General features: G+C 75.2%; 15 protein-coding genes. 8 read left to right on the forward strand and 7 right to left on the reverse strand.

The features are described 5' to 3' along the window. The first annotated feature begins 189 nt into the window (after positions 1-189). Positions 190-1,173, forward strand: a complete 984-nt coding sequence (locus EDJALFJO_RS07220) for a hypothetical protein (protein WP_088283658.1) — start codon at positions 190-192, stop codon at positions 1,171-1,173. Between the two features lie 34 nt (positions 1,174-1,207). Further along, positions 1,208-2,248 (forward strand): carbohydrate kinase family protein, encoded by a 1,041-nt coding sequence (locus EDJALFJO_RS07225; RefSeq protein ID WP_088283660.1) that lies wholly within the window; start codon positions 1,208-1,210, stop codon positions 2,246-2,248. A 20-nt stretch (positions 2,249-2,268) separates the two neighbouring features. Here the strand turns inward: EDJALFJO_RS07225 and argG are convergent, their stop codons facing one another. After that, positions 2,269-3,684 carry an argininosuccinate synthase gene (gene argG / locus EDJALFJO_RS07230; RefSeq protein ID WP_088283662.1) on the reverse strand — a complete coding sequence of 472 codons (1,416 nt, stop codon included), beginning with the start codon at positions 3,682-3,684 and terminating at the stop codon, positions 2,269-2,271. 147 nt (positions 3,685-3,831) lie between these two features. On the opposite strand from argG, the gene EDJALFJO_RS07235 reads away from it, so the two are divergent. Continuing rightward, positions 3,832-4,458 (forward strand): MSMEG_1061 family FMN-dependent PPOX-type flavoprotein, encoded by a 627-nt coding sequence (locus tag EDJALFJO_RS07235; RefSeq protein ID WP_088283664.1) that lies wholly within the window; start codon positions 3,832-3,834, stop codon positions 4,456-4,458. Positions 4,459-4,497: 39 nt separating this feature from the next. On the opposite strand, the gene lhgO is transcribed toward EDJALFJO_RS07235, so the two are convergent. After that, positions 4,498-5,739, reverse strand: a complete 1,242-nt coding sequence (lhgO, locus tag EDJALFJO_RS07240; RefSeq protein ID WP_088283666.1) for an L-2-hydroxyglutarate oxidase — start codon at positions 5,737-5,739, stop codon at positions 4,498-4,500. Between the two features lie 119 nt (positions 5,740-5,858). On the opposite strand from lhgO, the gene EDJALFJO_RS07245 reads away from it, so the two are divergent. The 4 genes from EDJALFJO_RS07245 (at position 5,859) to EDJALFJO_RS07260 (ending at position 8,838) form a co-directional block, all read left to right on the forward strand. Further along, complete coding sequence (locus EDJALFJO_RS07245; RefSeq protein ID WP_088283668.1) at positions 5,859-6,704, forward strand: hypothetical protein; 846 nt, start codon at positions 5,859-5,861, stop codon at positions 6,702-6,704. A gap of 183 nt (positions 6,705-6,887) precedes the next feature. Continuing rightward, a complete protein-coding gene (locus tag EDJALFJO_RS07250; protein WP_088283682.1) occupies positions 6,888-7,403 on the forward strand; it encodes a SigE family RNA polymerase sigma factor in 516 nt (171 codons plus the stop codon). Further along, positions 7,400-8,104 (forward strand): hypothetical protein, encoded by a 705-nt coding sequence (locus tag EDJALFJO_RS07255; protein WP_088283670.1) that lies wholly within the window; start codon positions 7,400-7,402, stop codon positions 8,102-8,104. The genes EDJALFJO_RS07250 and EDJALFJO_RS07255 overlap by 4 nt, the downstream gene beginning before the upstream one ends. A 74-nt stretch (positions 8,105-8,178) precedes the next feature. Next, positions 8,179-8,838, forward strand: a complete 660-nt coding sequence (locus EDJALFJO_RS07260; RefSeq protein WP_088283672.1) for a hypothetical protein — start codon at positions 8,179-8,181, stop codon at positions 8,836-8,838. Here the strand turns inward: EDJALFJO_RS07260 and EDJALFJO_RS07265 are convergent. Further along, positions 8,828-9,142 carry an antibiotic biosynthesis monooxygenase gene (locus EDJALFJO_RS07265; RefSeq protein ID WP_088317363.1) on the reverse strand — a complete coding sequence of 105 codons (315 nt, stop codon included), beginning with the start codon at positions 9,140-9,142 and terminating at the stop codon, positions 8,828-8,830. The genes EDJALFJO_RS07260 and EDJALFJO_RS07265 overlap by 11 nt on opposite strands. Positions 9,143-9,270: 128 nt before the next feature. On the opposite strand from EDJALFJO_RS07265, the gene EDJALFJO_RS07270 reads away from it, so the two are divergent. Then, positions 9,271-10,125, forward strand: coding sequence for a sulfite exporter TauE/SafE family protein (locus EDJALFJO_RS07270; protein ID WP_369812500.1), 855 nt, complete (start codon positions 9,271-9,273; stop codon positions 10,123-10,125). Between the two features lie 18 nt (positions 10,126-10,143). Here EDJALFJO_RS07270 and EDJALFJO_RS07275 read toward each other — a convergent pair whose 3' ends face one another. The 4 genes from EDJALFJO_RS07275 to EDJALFJO_RS34095 form a co-directional block, all read right to left on the reverse strand. Continuing rightward, entirely contained in the window at positions 10,144-10,710 is a 567-nt protein-coding gene (locus EDJALFJO_RS07275) for a MarR family winged helix-turn-helix transcriptional regulator (RefSeq protein ID WP_198950087.1), read from the reverse strand. After that, positions 10,710-11,600, reverse strand: a complete 891-nt coding sequence (locus tag EDJALFJO_RS07280) for a dioxygenase (RefSeq protein ID WP_088283678.1) — start codon at positions 11,598-11,600, stop codon at positions 10,710-10,712. The genes EDJALFJO_RS07275 and EDJALFJO_RS07280 overlap by 1 nt, the downstream gene beginning before the upstream one ends. Positions 11,601-11,677: 77 nt before the next feature. Then, positions 11,678-12,394 carry a GTP cyclohydrolase II gene (gene ribA / locus EDJALFJO_RS07285; RefSeq protein ID WP_088283680.1) on the reverse strand — a complete coding sequence of 239 codons (717 nt, stop codon included), beginning with the start codon at positions 12,392-12,394 and terminating at the stop codon, positions 11,678-11,680. Positions 12,395-12,511: 117 nt separating this feature from the next. After that, positions 12,512-13,544: hypothetical protein (locus EDJALFJO_RS34095; RefSeq protein ID WP_158220324.1), on the reverse strand; the 1,033-nt coding region annotated here is incomplete at its 5' end.

The following is a 13,544-nucleotide window of genomic DNA, read 5'->3' on the forward strand; positions in this document are numbered from 1 at the left end:
GCGCCGGCCCCCCTCGCGCACCGGCACCCCCGCCCCGTCACCTCCCCAGGTGGCGGGGCGGCGGCGTCCATGCTCCGGACAGCCCCTATGACAGCGCTGTCTACCGGCGTAGCGTGGCGACCGGCGCCCGGCCGAGGACCGTCCGCGGCGATCGGTGCGCCCGACTCCGAAGGGGTAGTGGCACACGCGATGAAGGCACTCGAGCGCAAGCTGGCGGCGATCGGCGACGGGAGCTACACGGGGGACGACTTCGTCCTCGCGGACGCGAAGGACGCCGACATGGCGTTCGGGGCGGCCTCGGCCGGTCCCCGCCCCGACGGGTCCGGCTTCCGCAGCCGCCCCGAGTACCTCGCCCACATGAAGGCCCTCGTCGAGGCCGAGGCGATCGACATCCTCCTCACGAGCGCCTCGAACGGTGAGCGGATCGCCTCCGACGGCGTCCTCGACACCTCCCCGGTGACGCTCGCCGTCCGCGGCAACGACACGACCGACATCTGGAACCAGCGCGGCTCGGCCTACACGACGGTCCCGTCACGGCCGTTCCGCAGCGCGAACCTCGAGGTCGTCCGCGGCTTCTGCGACCTCGTCCTGTACTCGGTGACGTTCAACAACGACCTCGACCACGACCTGCGCAGCGTCGAGGAGTACGCCCGGTTCCGGGCCGACGCCCGCGCCGTCGGGATGCGGCACTTCCTCGAGGTGTTCAACCCCAACGCCCCCGTCGGCCTGGCGGCGGACGAGGTGGGCGCGTTCGTCAACGACTCGATCCTGCGCACCCTCGCCGGGGTGACGTCGTCCGAGCGGCCGCTCTTCCTCAAGATGGCCTACAACGGCGCGGGCGCGATGCGCGAGCTCGTCGACAACGACCCCGCGCTCGTCGTCGGCATCCTCGGCGGCTCGGCGGGCACGACCCGGGACTGCTTCGAGCTGCTCCACCAGGGCGAGCAGCACGGCGCCCGCGTCGCGCTCTTCGGCCGCAAGATCCAGCGCGCGGAGTCCCAGCTCGACCTCGTGCGCCTCATGCGCGCCGTCCTGCGCGGTGAGCACACGCCCGAGGCCGCGGTGAAGGAGTACCACGCGGCGCTCGCGGCGGCCGGCCTGGCGCCGGTGCGGTCCCTCGAGGACGACCTGCGCGTCACCGAGCCGGTGCTCGCCGCCGGCGCCGGGGCCTGACGGCAGCCGGCGGGCGGACGGCGGGCGGACGGCGATGACGCCGTCGTGGCAGGAGCGCGCGGGCGTGCTGTGCGCCGGGTGCATCGTCGTCGACGCCGCGAAGGTCGTCGACGTCTGGCCCACGCCCGAGCGGCTCGCGATGATCGAGTCGGTGAACCTCAGCACCGGCGGGCCGGGCCTCAACATGGCCGTCGACCTGGCCCGGCTCGGGGCGCCGTTCCCGGTCGGGCTCGCCGGGGTCGTCGGGGACGACGACCACGGCCGGTTCGTGCTCGACGAGTGCGCCGCGGTCGGGGTCGGGACAGGCGGCGTCCGGGTCACCGCGGACGCCGCGACGTCCTTCACCGACGCCATGGTGCTCAAGGGCTCCGGGGTGCGGACGTTCTTCCACCACGCCGGGGCGAACGACCTGCTCGTGCCGGACGACGTCCCGCTCGGGGCGTCGTCCGCACGCGTCTTCCACTGCGGCTCGCCCGGGATCCACGCGGCGATGGACACCGTCGACGCGGCGGGCGACACCGGCTGGGTGCGGCTGCTGCGCGCGGCGCAGACGGCCGGGCTGCGGACGAACCTCGAGCTCGTCGGGCTCGACGCGCTGCGGCTGCGCGACCTCGCGCGGCCGTGCCTGCCGCACCTGGACTACCTCGTCGTCAACGAGGTCGAGGCCTCGGCGACCGCCGGGGTCGAGGTCAAGGCCGTCGGGGTGGACGGCGCCGTCGACTGGGCCGGGATCGAGGCGGCCGCCCGCGGCTGCCTCGACCTCGGCGTCGGCCGGCTCGTCGTCGTCCACTGCCCGGCCGGTGCGGTCGCGGTGGCGAAGGACGGCACGGTGCACCGGCACGGCTCGGTCCGGCTGCCGCCGGAGGTGATCCGGAACGCGACCGGCGCCGGCGACGCGTTCGCCGCGGGCGTCGTCCTCGGCCTGCACGAGGACCTGCCCGTCGAGGACTGCCTGCGCCTGGGGGTCTGCGCCGCCGCGGCGAACCTGCAGGGCGCCGGGACGTCCGACGGCGTCGTCCCCGCCGCCGACTGCCTCGCCCTCGGCACGAGGTACGGCTACCGCGACGTCACCTGACGGGCGGCCGGCCGGGGCGGTCAGTCGGTGCCGGACTCCATCGCGGCGCGGTCGAGCGGCTCGACGTCGCCCTCGTCGACGGTGCCGATCGCGGCGATCGGGTCGGCGCCGCCCGGCTCGAGGCGGCCGAGGATCTCGGCCTGGCCGGTGAGCTGGCCCTGGGCCGCGTACAGCTCGAGCTTCTGCCGGGAGTCGGAGATGTCGAGGTTGCGCATCGTCAGCTGGCCGATCCGGTCCAGCGGGCCGAAGGCGGCGTCCTCGGTGCGTTCCATCGAGAGCCGGTCCGGGTGGTACGACAGGTGCGGGCCGGTCGTGTCGACGATCGAGTAGTCCTCGCCGCGACGCAGCCGCAGGGTCACCGAGCCGGTGACGGCGCCCGCGACCCAGCGCTGCAGGGACTCACGGAGCATGAACGCCTGCGGGTCGAACCAGCGGCCCTCGTAGAGCAGACGGCCGAGGCGGCGGCCCTCGTTGTGGTACGCCGCGACGGTGTCCTCGTTGTGGATCGCGTTGACGAGCCGCTCGTACGCCGCGAAGAGCAGCGCCATGCCGGGGGCCTCGTAGATGCCGCGGCTCTTCGCCTCGATGATCCGGTTCTCGATCTGGTCGCTCATGCCGAGGCCGTGCCGGCCGCCGATGACGTTCGCGGCGTGGACGAGCTCGACGGCGTCCTCGAACTGCTTGCCGTCGAGCGCGACGGGGCGGCCCTGGTCGAACGTCACGGTGACGTCCTCGGTGGCGATCTCGACCGAGGGGTCCCAGAACCGCACGCCCATGATCGGCTCGACGAGCTCGATCGAGGCGTCGAGGTGCTCGAGGCGCTTGGCCTCGTGGGTGGCGCCCCAGATGTTCGCGTCGGTCGAGTACGCCTTCTCCTGGCTCGCCCGGTACGGCAGGTCGCGCTCGGTGAGCCAGGCGGACATCTCGGCGCGGCCGCCGAGCTCCTCGACGAAGTCCGCGTCGAGCCACGGCTTGTAGATCCGCAGCTTCGGGTTCGCGAGCAGGCCGTAGCGGTAGAACCGCTCGATGTCGTTGCCCTTGAACGTCGAGCCGTCGCCCCAGATCATCACCTCGTCGTCGTGCATGGCCCGCACGAGGAGGGTGCCGGTCACGGCGCGGCCGAGCGGCGTCGTGTTGAAGTACGCGCGGCCCGCCGAGCGGATGTGGAAGGCGCCGCACGCGAGCGCGGACAGGCCCTCCTCGACGAGCGCCGAACGGCAGTCGACGAGCCGGGCGAGCTCGGCGCCGTACTGCATCGAGCGGCCCGGGATGGTCGAGATGTCGTCCTCGTCGTACTGACCGAGGTCGGCGGTGTACGTGCAGGGGACGGCCCCCTTCTCACGCATCCACGCGACGGCGACAGAGGTGTCGAGGCCGCCTGAGAAGGCGATCCCGACACGTTCCCCGACAGGCAGGCTGGTCAGCACCTTGGACACGACTGGTAAGCGTATTGGCTCGCCGGGGCGGTCCTGCGCACGGGGCGGCGTCAGCGTGCTCGTCGTCACCCGCGGGAGTCTGGGGCGTGCGCGTTTCGCCGGTATTGCCGTCGACCGCGCGCCGGTGACACGCCTACGGTTCGTGCCATGGCGACGATCGACACGCTCGAGGGGCTCGAGGCCCTCTACCCGCCGGCGCTCGACCGGACGCGGGCCAAGAAGAAGGACCGGCTGGACGACGGCCTGCGCACCGCGATCGCGGCGTCGCCGTTCGTGCTCCTCGCGACCGCGGACGGACAGGGCCGCTGCGACGTCTCCCCGCGCGGCGGCCCGCCCGGTTTCGTCAAGGTGCTCGACGACACCCGGGTCGCGCTGCCCGACCTCAACGGCAACAACCTGCTCGACTCGCTGCGCAACGTCGTGCTCAACCCGTACGCCGGGCTGTTGTTCGTCGTCCCCGGGCAGTCCGAGACGCTGCGTCTGGACGGTCCGGCGCACCTGAGCACGGACGACGCCGTGCTCGACCTGTTCGTCGAGGAGGTGCGCCGGCCGGTGCTCGCCGTCGTCGTCGAGGTGGAGACGGTGTTCTCGCACTGCGCGAAGGCGTTCCGGCGCAGCCGGCTGTGGGACCCGCAGGCCTGGCCGGACGCCGACGAGCGGGTCGTCCTCGCGGCCCGGTACCGTCAGCTCGGGCTGTCGATGTCGTTCGACGAGTACGTCGCGGCGAACGAGGAGAAGATCGCGGCCGACCTCGAGGCGGACCGGCCGGTCTGACCCGGCCTGGTTCGTCAGGCGGTCCGTCGGACGGGCGCGTCAGACGGGTGCCGGCGCCGTCCCCAGGAGCATCGCCACGACGTGCTCGGCGATGGCGAGCGACGACGTCGCCGCGGGGGAGGGGGCGTTGCGGACCGCGAGGACGGGCCCGAGGTCCGAGATCCGGAAGTCGTCGACGAGGCTGCCGTCGCGGTCGACGGCCTGGGCCCGGACGCCGGCCGGCGCGGGGACGACGTCCGCCGCGGTGACCTCCGGGACGTAGCGCCGGGCGCGCCGCATGAACAGGGTGCGGCTCGCCGAGCCGGCCATCTCGCCGAGCCCCATCCGCCAGTGCGCCCGGGCCATCGTGCGGAACCCGGGCCAGGCGAGCGTCGAGCCGAGGTCGCGCACGGCGAGGTCGCGGCGCCGGTAGCCCTCCCGGGCCAGGGCGAGGACGGCGTTCGGGCCGACGTCGACCCGGCCGTCGACCCGGCGGGTGAAGTGCACGCCGAGGAACGGGTACGCCGGGTCCGGCACGGGGTAGATGAGCCCGCGGACGAGCGAGGTGCGCTCGGGCCGCAGGGTCCAGTACTCGCCGCGGAACGGCACGATCGCCGGCGCCGCGTCGTCCCCGGCGCGGCGGGCCACGACGTCCGACTGCAGCCCGGCGCAGAGGACGAGCCGGTCGAACGTGAAGCGTTCGCCGTCGTCGGCCCGGGACAGCCCGGACCGCCGGGTCGTCACCGTGACCTGCTCGCCGGCCGCACCGGTGCGCTCGACCGCCGTGACCTCGCGGCCGAGGAGCACCCGCCCGCCCGCGGCCTCGACGTCGCGCGCGAGCGCCGCGGTCACGGCCACGAAGTCGGTGATCGCCGTGCGCGGGGAGTGCAGCGCGGCGACCCCGGCGGCGTGCGGCTCGACGTCCCGCAGGCCGGCGGCGTCGAGCGGGCGCAGGTCGGGGACGGCGTTCGCGACGGCGCGCTCGCGGATCCGTTCCAGCGCCGGGAGCTCGGACTCGTCGACGGCGACGACGAGCTTGCCGGCCTCCTCGAAGGGCAGCCCGTGCTCGGCGCAGAACTCGCGGAGCAGCCCGACCCCGCGCCGGCACAGGGTCGCCTTGAGCGACCCTGGCGCGTAGTAGAGACCGGCGTGGACGACGCCGCTGTTGTGACCGGTCTGGTGCGCCGCGACGCGGTCCTCCTTGTCGAGCACCGTGACGACGGCGTCCGGCCGCAGCTGCGTGACCTGACGTGCCACAGCCAGCCCGACGATCCCTGCCCCGACGACCCCGATCCGTTCCACCCCCCTAGTGTCCCGCCGGCCCCGGCCGGGCGCGCGGGTCGCGGGTCCCGGTCCGGCCGGGGCGCGACCCGCCGGACGACCGATCCGCAGGCAGGGGCCGGGCGCGGCATCATGCACGGGTGAGCTACCCCCTCGTCGGGCCAGGCGGGGACCGCACCGGCCCGGTCGGCTACACCTACGCCGCGCTCGTCGTCCGCGTCGGGGACCGGACCGCGCACGTGCCCGAGGACGTCTTCGCGACGCCTCCCGACGCCGGCCGCGGCCGCCTCGGCGGCTCGCTGCGCCCGGCGCCGACCCGCGACGGCGTGCTCGCGGCGCTGCGGGAGGCGGGGTTCTCCGGGTGGGTCGGCGCCGACGAGGAGGGCTGGGTCGCGGCCGTCCCGCGGTCCGGCGCCGGCACCGTCGCGTCGGGACGTCGGGGCGTCGCCGGGCTCGGCACCGACCTCGCCGGCGCGCTCGGGGCGACCGTCGTCGTCCTGCGGGTGCTCGCCGACCGGCAGCTCCTCGTCGCCGTCTGGGACGGTGCGCAGGAGCTGGGCCGCTACGTCAGCGACCCCTCGGTGGGGCGGGGCGAGGACGACGACACGCTCCCCGACCCGGTCGGCGTCGAGCACGCCGAGACGTTCGCCGCGGCCTGCGGCCGCGCCGACGACGCCGACGACCTCGCCGAGCTGCTCGCCGAGGATCTCGACCCCGACAGCGTCATCGAGTCCGAGCGGCTCGCCGGCGTGCTCCGGCTGCTCGGCCTGCCCGGCTGGCTCGTCGCGGCGTCGTCGCTGCCGGGAGACGTCCCGGCGGGCCCGCGGGCGAGCGACCTCACCCGGCTGGGCGCCGGGGCCGAGGGGCTCGCGGGCGCGGTCCGGGGGTGGGCCGCCGAGCAGGTGCGGCGGCGCCGGACCCCGCCCGACCCGGTCCCGGAGGGCCCGCGCGGTCCGTCGGACGCCGACCTGTGGATGCTCGGCTGACGAGGCCCGGCGGCCCGGCCGCGTCCGGCGTGCAACCTCCGGGGCCCCCGCGTGCATGTGAGGGGCGTGGGCACGAGACGGACGACGGCCGCAGCGGCCGCAGGTGCGGGTATCGCCGGGGCTGACGGCACGCCGGACGACGCAGCACGGGACGACGCGTCGGCACGGGCCGCGCCGGGGCCGGTGACGCCGTCGTTCCGCGAGTTCGCGACCGCGCGGCGTGCGGCGCTGCGGCGCACCGCCTATCTCATGTGCGGTGACTGGCACCTCGCGGACGACGTCGTTCAGGACGCCCTCGCCCGGCTCTACGCGGACTGGCCCCGGCTCGCGGGGCGCGGGCCGGTCGAGGCGTACGCCCGCAAGGTCGTCGTCAACGGGGTGCTCGCGCACCGCCGGCGGCCGTGGCGGCGCGAGGTCGCGGCGCCGGCGCTGCCCGACGTCCCCGACCCGCGCTCCGGTGACGGTGCGCCCGCCGGGGCGGACGACGGCACCCGGGACGTCCTCCTGCGGGCGTTGGCGGGGCTCGGTGCCTCGCAGCGCGCCGTCGTCGTCCTGCGCTACTGGGACGACCTGCCCGTCGACGAGGTCGCCCGGGTGCTCGGGTGCAGCACCGGCAACGTCAAGAGCCAGGCCGCCCGCGGGCTGGCGCACCTGCGTGACGCCCTCGGCGCGCGCCCGGACCAGGAGGTCACCCCATGACGACGGACCCGTACCCCACCGACCCGGCTACCGACCCGGCTGCCCGCCCGGCTGCCGACGAGACCGCCGGGGCGCTGCTCGGCGCCGCCCTCGGGACGCTCGTCCGGGACGAGCCCCCGATGCGCTTCACCGTCGAGGACGTCGAGCGGCGGGGCCGGCTCCTGCAGCGCCGCCGCCGGCGCACCCGGGTCGGCCTCGGGGCCGGGGTGCTCGTGGCCGCGAGCGGTGCCGCGTTCCTCTCGGCCGGCGCGCCGGGCTGGCAGGGGGCGCAGCGGACGCCGGGCGTGGCCCTGGGGCCGACGGCGACCCCGAGCCAGACCACCGGGACCGGCGACCCCAACGGCACCAGCCTGCCGGTGGGCTTCCCGCTCAACGAGGCGTTCGTCGCGGTCCAGGGAGCGCTGCCGGACGGCGTCCGGCTCGGGGACCTGCCGCCGGACGTCGCGTGGGAGCCCGGCGGACCCGGGTATGTGGCCGCCGTGCGCGTCCCTCTCGCGCGGGGGAACGCAGTCCCCAGGCACGGGGGAGCGACCTTGCGCCTCGGCCCTCGGTGCGCGCTCGACGGGGCGGACGCCGTGCTCGACGACGTCCAGGCACGGGCCGTCGCGGACGCCGTCTGCGAGGTCTGGACGACCTGGGGCCGGCCCGACCCGCTCGCCGTCCCGCCGGCGCCGAGCACCCCGCCGGACCCGGCGGCCTGATCCCCGGGCCCGGTTCCGCTCTCGGGCCGGTTCCGCCCCCGCGCCGGGGCGGGTGATCGCTACAGTCCCCGCTCATGAGCGCAGCGGGCAACGGGGACGCCACGTCCCCGCAGGGGTTCGCCGGGGTCGACCCGGACCGGGTCAAGGACGTCGTCTCGGCGGTCTGGGACCACAAGGACGACGTCGCCTCGGCGGTCGAGTTCGTCCGCGACCACGGCGACGACCTCGTCCGGCTCGCGGCCCGGCTGCCGGAGCTGCTCGGCTCGGTGTCGCAGTTCCTCACCGGGGCGGCGGACGACGCCCGCGGCGCCGCGGCCTTCCTCACCGGGGACGGCGGTGCGGAGAGCAGCGGGGTCAAGGCGCTCGCCGCGCTCGCCGGGGAGGCGCTCGACGCGTGCCGGCGTGAGCTGGCCTCGGCCCGGGACCTGCTCGACAAGGTCGGTGACGAGCTCGCCGACGTCCCGATCCCGAGCGTGCGGCCGACCTACTCCGAGGTGCTCGGCCACAAGCTCGTCACCGGGCTCGACCTCGGCGAGGGCAAGCTGCTCGGGGCCGCGAGCGCGCGCGTCCGGGAGGGTGCCGAGCGGTTCGACGGGGTCGGCGCGGAGCTCGCCAAGGTCGCCGACGTGCTGCGGAAGATCGGCGGTCTCGTCGACCACGCCGGTCAGGGCCTCGCCGACACCGCGACCAAGCTCGAGCACGGCGGGCAGGCCCTCGGGAAGCTCACGAGCTGACGGCAGTGATCCCCGCGGTGACGGGGCGCAGGTGCTCGACGACGGGCGGCTCGGCGAAGAACGGGCCGACGACGGCGCGCCACCGCGGGAAGAGGTCGCTGTTCCGGAAGGTCACGGTGTGCGCCTCGAGGGTCTCCCAGCCCAGGAGCACGAGGAACGTCGACGGGCGCTCCACGAAGCGGTGCAGCTCGCCCCAGAGGAAGCCCTCGGCCTCGTCGAGGACCGCCCGGGCCTTGGGGAACTCCGCCTCGAACTCGGCCTCCCGGCCGGGTGTCACGGTGATGAGCACATGCTCGACGACCACGGTGTTCTCCTCCTGGGTCGGGGTCCTCGTCGGGTGATCGCAGCCTACGGTGCGACCGGATGCCGAGACGGCCGTCCGCCGACTGGACGGTGCGGGCGGCATGGCGAACCCTGGCCCCTGTGACCTCCCTGGGCGACCACGTCGCTGCGTGGTTCGCCGGCTGGTCGCCGGTCGAGATCGTGCTGCTCGTCGTCGCGGCCGTCCTCGTCGGCTTCGCGAAGACCGCGATCGGCGGGGTCGCCTCGATCAGCGTGGCGATCTTCGCCGCGACGATGCCGGCCCGGGAGTCGACCGGGGTGCTCCTGCCGCTGCTCATCCTGGGCGACGTGTTCGCGGTGTGGTCGTACCGGAAGCACGCGCACTGGCGCACCCTGCTGCGGCTCATGCCGACGGTCGTCGTCGGGATCCTCCTCGGCGCGGTGTTCGTCGCGACGGTCGACGACACGGTGATGCGCCGCACGATCGGCGTCGTGCTCGTGCTGCTCGTCGCCGTGAACCTGTGGACGCGTTCCCGGCAGTCCCGGGAGCGGGCGGCGGCGCCGGTCCCGGCCGCCGCCGCGAAGACCTCGGTCCCTGCGACCTCCCCGGCGGACGCGGCGGACGCGGCGTCGGCCGCCGGGACGCGCAGGGCGCGGCACACGGCCGCCGCCTTCTACGGCTCGCTGACCGGCTTCACGACGATGGTCGCCAACGCCGGCGGCCCGGTGATGTCCCTCTACATGCTCTCGATGCGGATGCCGATGCTCGCGTTCCTCGGCACCGGCGCGTGGCTCTTCGCCCTGTTCAACCTCGTCAAGGTCCCGTTCAGCGTCGGCCTCGGGCTGCTCGACCTGCACGCGCTGGGGGTGGACCTGGTGCTGGCGCCGGGTGTCGTCGCCGGTGCCGCGGTCGGCCGTTGGGCGATCCGCCGGATCGACCAGGTGCTCTTCGAGCGGGTCGTCCTCGTCGTCACGGTGCTGTCCGCGGTGAACCTCGTCCGCTGACCGGACCGTGCCGCGGGCTCAGGCGTCCTCGGCCGGACCGCCGTCCGGTGTGCCGGGGCCTGCGGAGGCGATCGCCGCGCTGATCGCCTCCGAGATCCGGCCGAGCGTCTCGACCTGCTCGGGGGAGAGCGCGTCGAAGACGAACCGGCGCACGGCGGCGACGTGGCCGGGGGCGAGCTCGACGACCTTCGCCATGCCGGCGTCGGTGAGCATGGCGATCTGGCCGCGACGGTCCGTCGGGCACTTGCGGCGCCGGACCCAGCCGTACCCCTCGAGCCGGGCGACCGCGTGGGACAGCCGGCTCAGCGAGTTCGCGGTGACCTGGGACAGCTCGCTCATCCGCAGCTCGTGGTCGGGCGCCTCGGAGAGCATCGCCATGATCACGTAGTAGGTGTGCGGGATCCCGGCGTCGGACTGGAGCTGGCGGTCCAGGGCCGCCGGCAGCTCGTGGAGCACCGGCATCAGCCCGCGCCACACCTGCTGCTCGGCGTCCGTGAGCCACCGCGGCCCGGACCGCCCGGCGGCCGCGCCCGAGGGCTGCTCGGGCGCTGCGGCCGCCAGGGTCGCCGACGTCGGGTCCGCCATCACGCGACCTGGAAGGACCGCTTCGACAGCCCCATCCAGAAGCCGTCCACGGTCGGCTCGACCGGGGCGTCCGGGGTCTGCGCGGCGCCGAGCGTCACGAACAGGGGCGTGAAGTGCTCGACGGTGGGGTGGGCGTAGGGCATGCCGGGCGCCGCGCTCGCGAACGAGGCGAGCGTGTCGACGTCGCCCTTCGACAGCGCCTCGCCGGCCCACGCGTCGAACTCCGACGACCACGCCGGCGGGGCCGCGTCGCGGTTCGTCCAGTGCTCGCGCGTGAGGAACGGCAGGCCGTGGGTGAGGAACCCGGAGCCGATGACGAGGGTGCCCTCGGCGCGCAGGTCGTGGATCCGACGGCCGATCTCGAGGAGGCGGGCCGGGTCGTGCGTCGGCAGGCTCATCTGGACGACGGGCACGTCGGCGTCCGGGTACATCACCTTGAGCGGCACCCAGGCGCCGTGGTCGAGGCCGCGCCGCTTGTGCTCGTAGACCGGCTCGGTGTCGGGCATCGCGGCCGCGACCCGCTTGGCGAGCGCGCTGGAGTCGGGGCTGGCGTAGGTCATCTCGTAGTACATCTGGGGGAAGCCGCCGAAGTCGTACACGAGCGGGGTGCCCTGCGCCGTGCCGGACAGGCTGAGCGGCGCCGACTCCCAGTGGGCGCTGATGACGAGGACGTCCTTCGGCTTGGGGATCGACTGCGTCCACGCGAAGAGCTGGCTCATCCAGCGCGCGTCCTCGAGCAGCGGCGGCGCGCCGTGGCCGTAGTACATGGCCGGCAGCGGACCGTCGGCAGGCGTCCACGCGCGCTGGGCGCGGGTCGCCGGCAGAGCCGTCCGGAGGAACTCCTCGTACTCGGCCGGGGCGGCCGGTCGGGAGGTGAAGCTGCTGCTCATGTCGTCCTCGCTCGTTCTGGTGTCGTCAGGGTGGGTGGGCGGCGCGGGTCCGTCAAGGTCCGCCGGGGTGCGGGGCGTCAGACCGCCAGGGGCAGCGCGATGGTGTGCGCGGTGTGGGTGACCTTCGCCTGCAGGTACCGGGCGTTCGCCGTCGACAGGTGGACCGCGGTGGGGACCCGGTGCGCGACCCGGACGCCGAGGCCCTCGAGCTGGGCGGCCTTGTCCGGGTTGTTGCTCAGCAGGTCGATCTCGCCGGCGCCCAGCGCCAGCAGCATCTGCGCGGCCGCCGTGTAGTCGCGCTCGTCGTCCGCACGCCCGAGCGCCCGGTTGGCGGCGTAGGTGTCGAGGCCGTCGTCCTGCAGGGCGTAGGCGTCGAGCTTGGCGTAGAGGCCGATGCCGCGGCCCTCCTGGCGCAGGTACAGCAGGAACCCGCCGGCCCCGGCGATCCGCTCGGCCGCCTCGCGCAGCTGCGGGCCGCAGTCGCAGCGCAGCGAGCCGAGGACGTCGCCGGTGAGGCACTCCGAGTGCGGTCGCACGAGAGTCCGCCCGGCCGGCGTCCGGCCTTCGAGGGCGGCGCGCCAGTCGCCGAGGCCGACCGCGAGGTGCTCCTTGCCGTCCGCGAGCCCGTCGAAGGTGAAGACGTCCGAGGTGGTCGTCCAGCCGTCGGCGAACCGGAGCGGCACCGTCACGGCGGTCCGGACGGTCGCCGCGGTCGCAGGCACGGTCGCAGGCACGGTCGCCACGGGTGCCGGGGTCACGGCCGTGGCGGGTGCGTCGGGGCGGATCGGTCGCATGGTGGACTCCTTGAGCGCTCAACTTCTGCTCGACTGTACCGGTGATAACTTGAGTGTTCAAGTTTTTCTTCCCGGCGGCGACTGCGGGGCGGCCCACGGGGGTCGCCACCCGGCCGGTCACCACGGCCGGGCCTCGAGCGCCCCGGCCCAGGAGGCCCGGCCGCGGGCCGCGGTCGCCGGCGGGAGGCTGTCGGCGAACGCCTCCGTGGCGAGCAATGCGTGGACGTGACGGAGCAGACGGTCGCGGGAGATCCGTTCCAGGGTGGCCCGGTGCTCCACGCAGACCCGGTGCTGCTGCGCGAGGTAGGCCCGCTGCCAGCGCATCGCGTCGCCCTGCCGGCCGGTGAGCAGCGTCGTCACGTCCTCGGCGGCGAGCTCGAGCTCGGCGGGCACGTGCCCACGCCCGGTGGCGCCGGCGAGCGCCCCGATCGCACCGACGACCTCGCCCGCGGCGGCGTCCGCGACGTCCCAGGCAAGGGTGAGGAAGGCCTTGAGGAGGCGGACGTCGGAGAGCAGCACCTGTTCTGCGCGGGCGACCACGACGGCATGGCGCGGCCCGAACCGCTGCTGCTGCGGTTCGCCCGAGGGGTGCGGCGCCCGCCGCGGGTTCGGGCGCCATCGGACCGGGACCCGGCCCGGGCGGCCGTCGCGCTCGAGGATCTCGCCGCGCAGGGCCGCCGTCCGGGCCCGGACCCTGGCCAGCTCCTCGGCCAGTGGCACCGGGTCGTGCCCCGCGGCCGATCCGACGAGCGCGTCGACGACGCGCGGCCCGTCGACGAGATCCCATCGGACGAGGGTCACCTCGGGCCGCCCCTGCGCCGGGAGCAGTGTGCGCAGCGCGGAGGCCACGGCCGCTGCCTTCGGGCTGCGACCGGTCCGGGCGACCGCGACGAGCAGGTCGAGGCCGGCCGGGAACTCCGGGTACAGCCGAGCGGCGGTCACGCCGGTGTCCAGCTCGGCGAGGAGGTCGCGCTCCCACAGGTCGCCCCCGATGAGGGCGTCCCCGAGATCCCTGAGAAGGCTGCTGAGGTCGCGGTGCGACAGCCTCCAGGCACGTCCGGGGTCGAGGTTCTCGGGTCGCGCGGGCAGGACCAGCTCGGGCAGCCCGAGGCTGTGCAGGCCGACGGTGACGGCGCAGGCCTCGGTCGGG

This window comes from Kineosporia sp. A_224, assembly GCF_002198655.1.
Classification (GTDB): domain Bacteria; phylum Actinomycetota; class Actinomycetes; order Actinomycetales; family Kineosporiaceae; genus R-H-3.

What these genes read in the sequence shown, in the direction of transcription:
- EDJALFJO_RS07220 (WP_088283658.1), top strand. Translation starts at nt 190, where the DNA reads ATGAAGGCACTCGAGCGCAAGCTGGCGGCGATCGGCGACGGGAGCTAC.
- EDJALFJO_RS07225 (WP_088283660.1), top strand. Translation starts at nt 1,208, where the DNA reads ATGACGCCGTCGTGGCAGGAGCGCGCGGGCGTGCTGTGCGCCGGGTGC.
- EDJALFJO_RS07235 (WP_088283664.1), top strand. Translation starts at nt 3,832, where the DNA reads ATGGCGACGATCGACACGCTCGAGGGGCTCGAGGCCCTCTACCCGCCG.
- EDJALFJO_RS07255 (WP_088283670.1), top strand. Translation starts at nt 7,400, where the DNA reads ATGACGACGGACCCGTACCCCACCGACCCGGCTACCGACCCGGCTGCC.
- EDJALFJO_RS07260 (WP_088283672.1), top strand. Translation starts at nt 8,179, where the DNA reads ATGAGCGCAGCGGGCAACGGGGACGCCACGTCCCCGCAGGGGTTCGCC.
- EDJALFJO_RS07275 (WP_198950087.1), bottom strand. Translation starts at nt 10,710, where the DNA reads ATGGCGGACCCGACGTCGGCGACCCTGGCGGCCGCAGCGCCCGAGCAG.
- EDJALFJO_RS07280 (WP_088283678.1), bottom strand. Translation starts at nt 11,600, where the DNA reads ATGAGCAGCAGCTTCACCTCCCGACCGGCCGCCCCGGCCGAGTACGAG.
- ribA (WP_088283680.1), bottom strand. Translation starts at nt 12,394, where the DNA reads ATGCGACCGATCCGCCCCGACGCACCCGCCACGGCCGTGACCCCGGCA.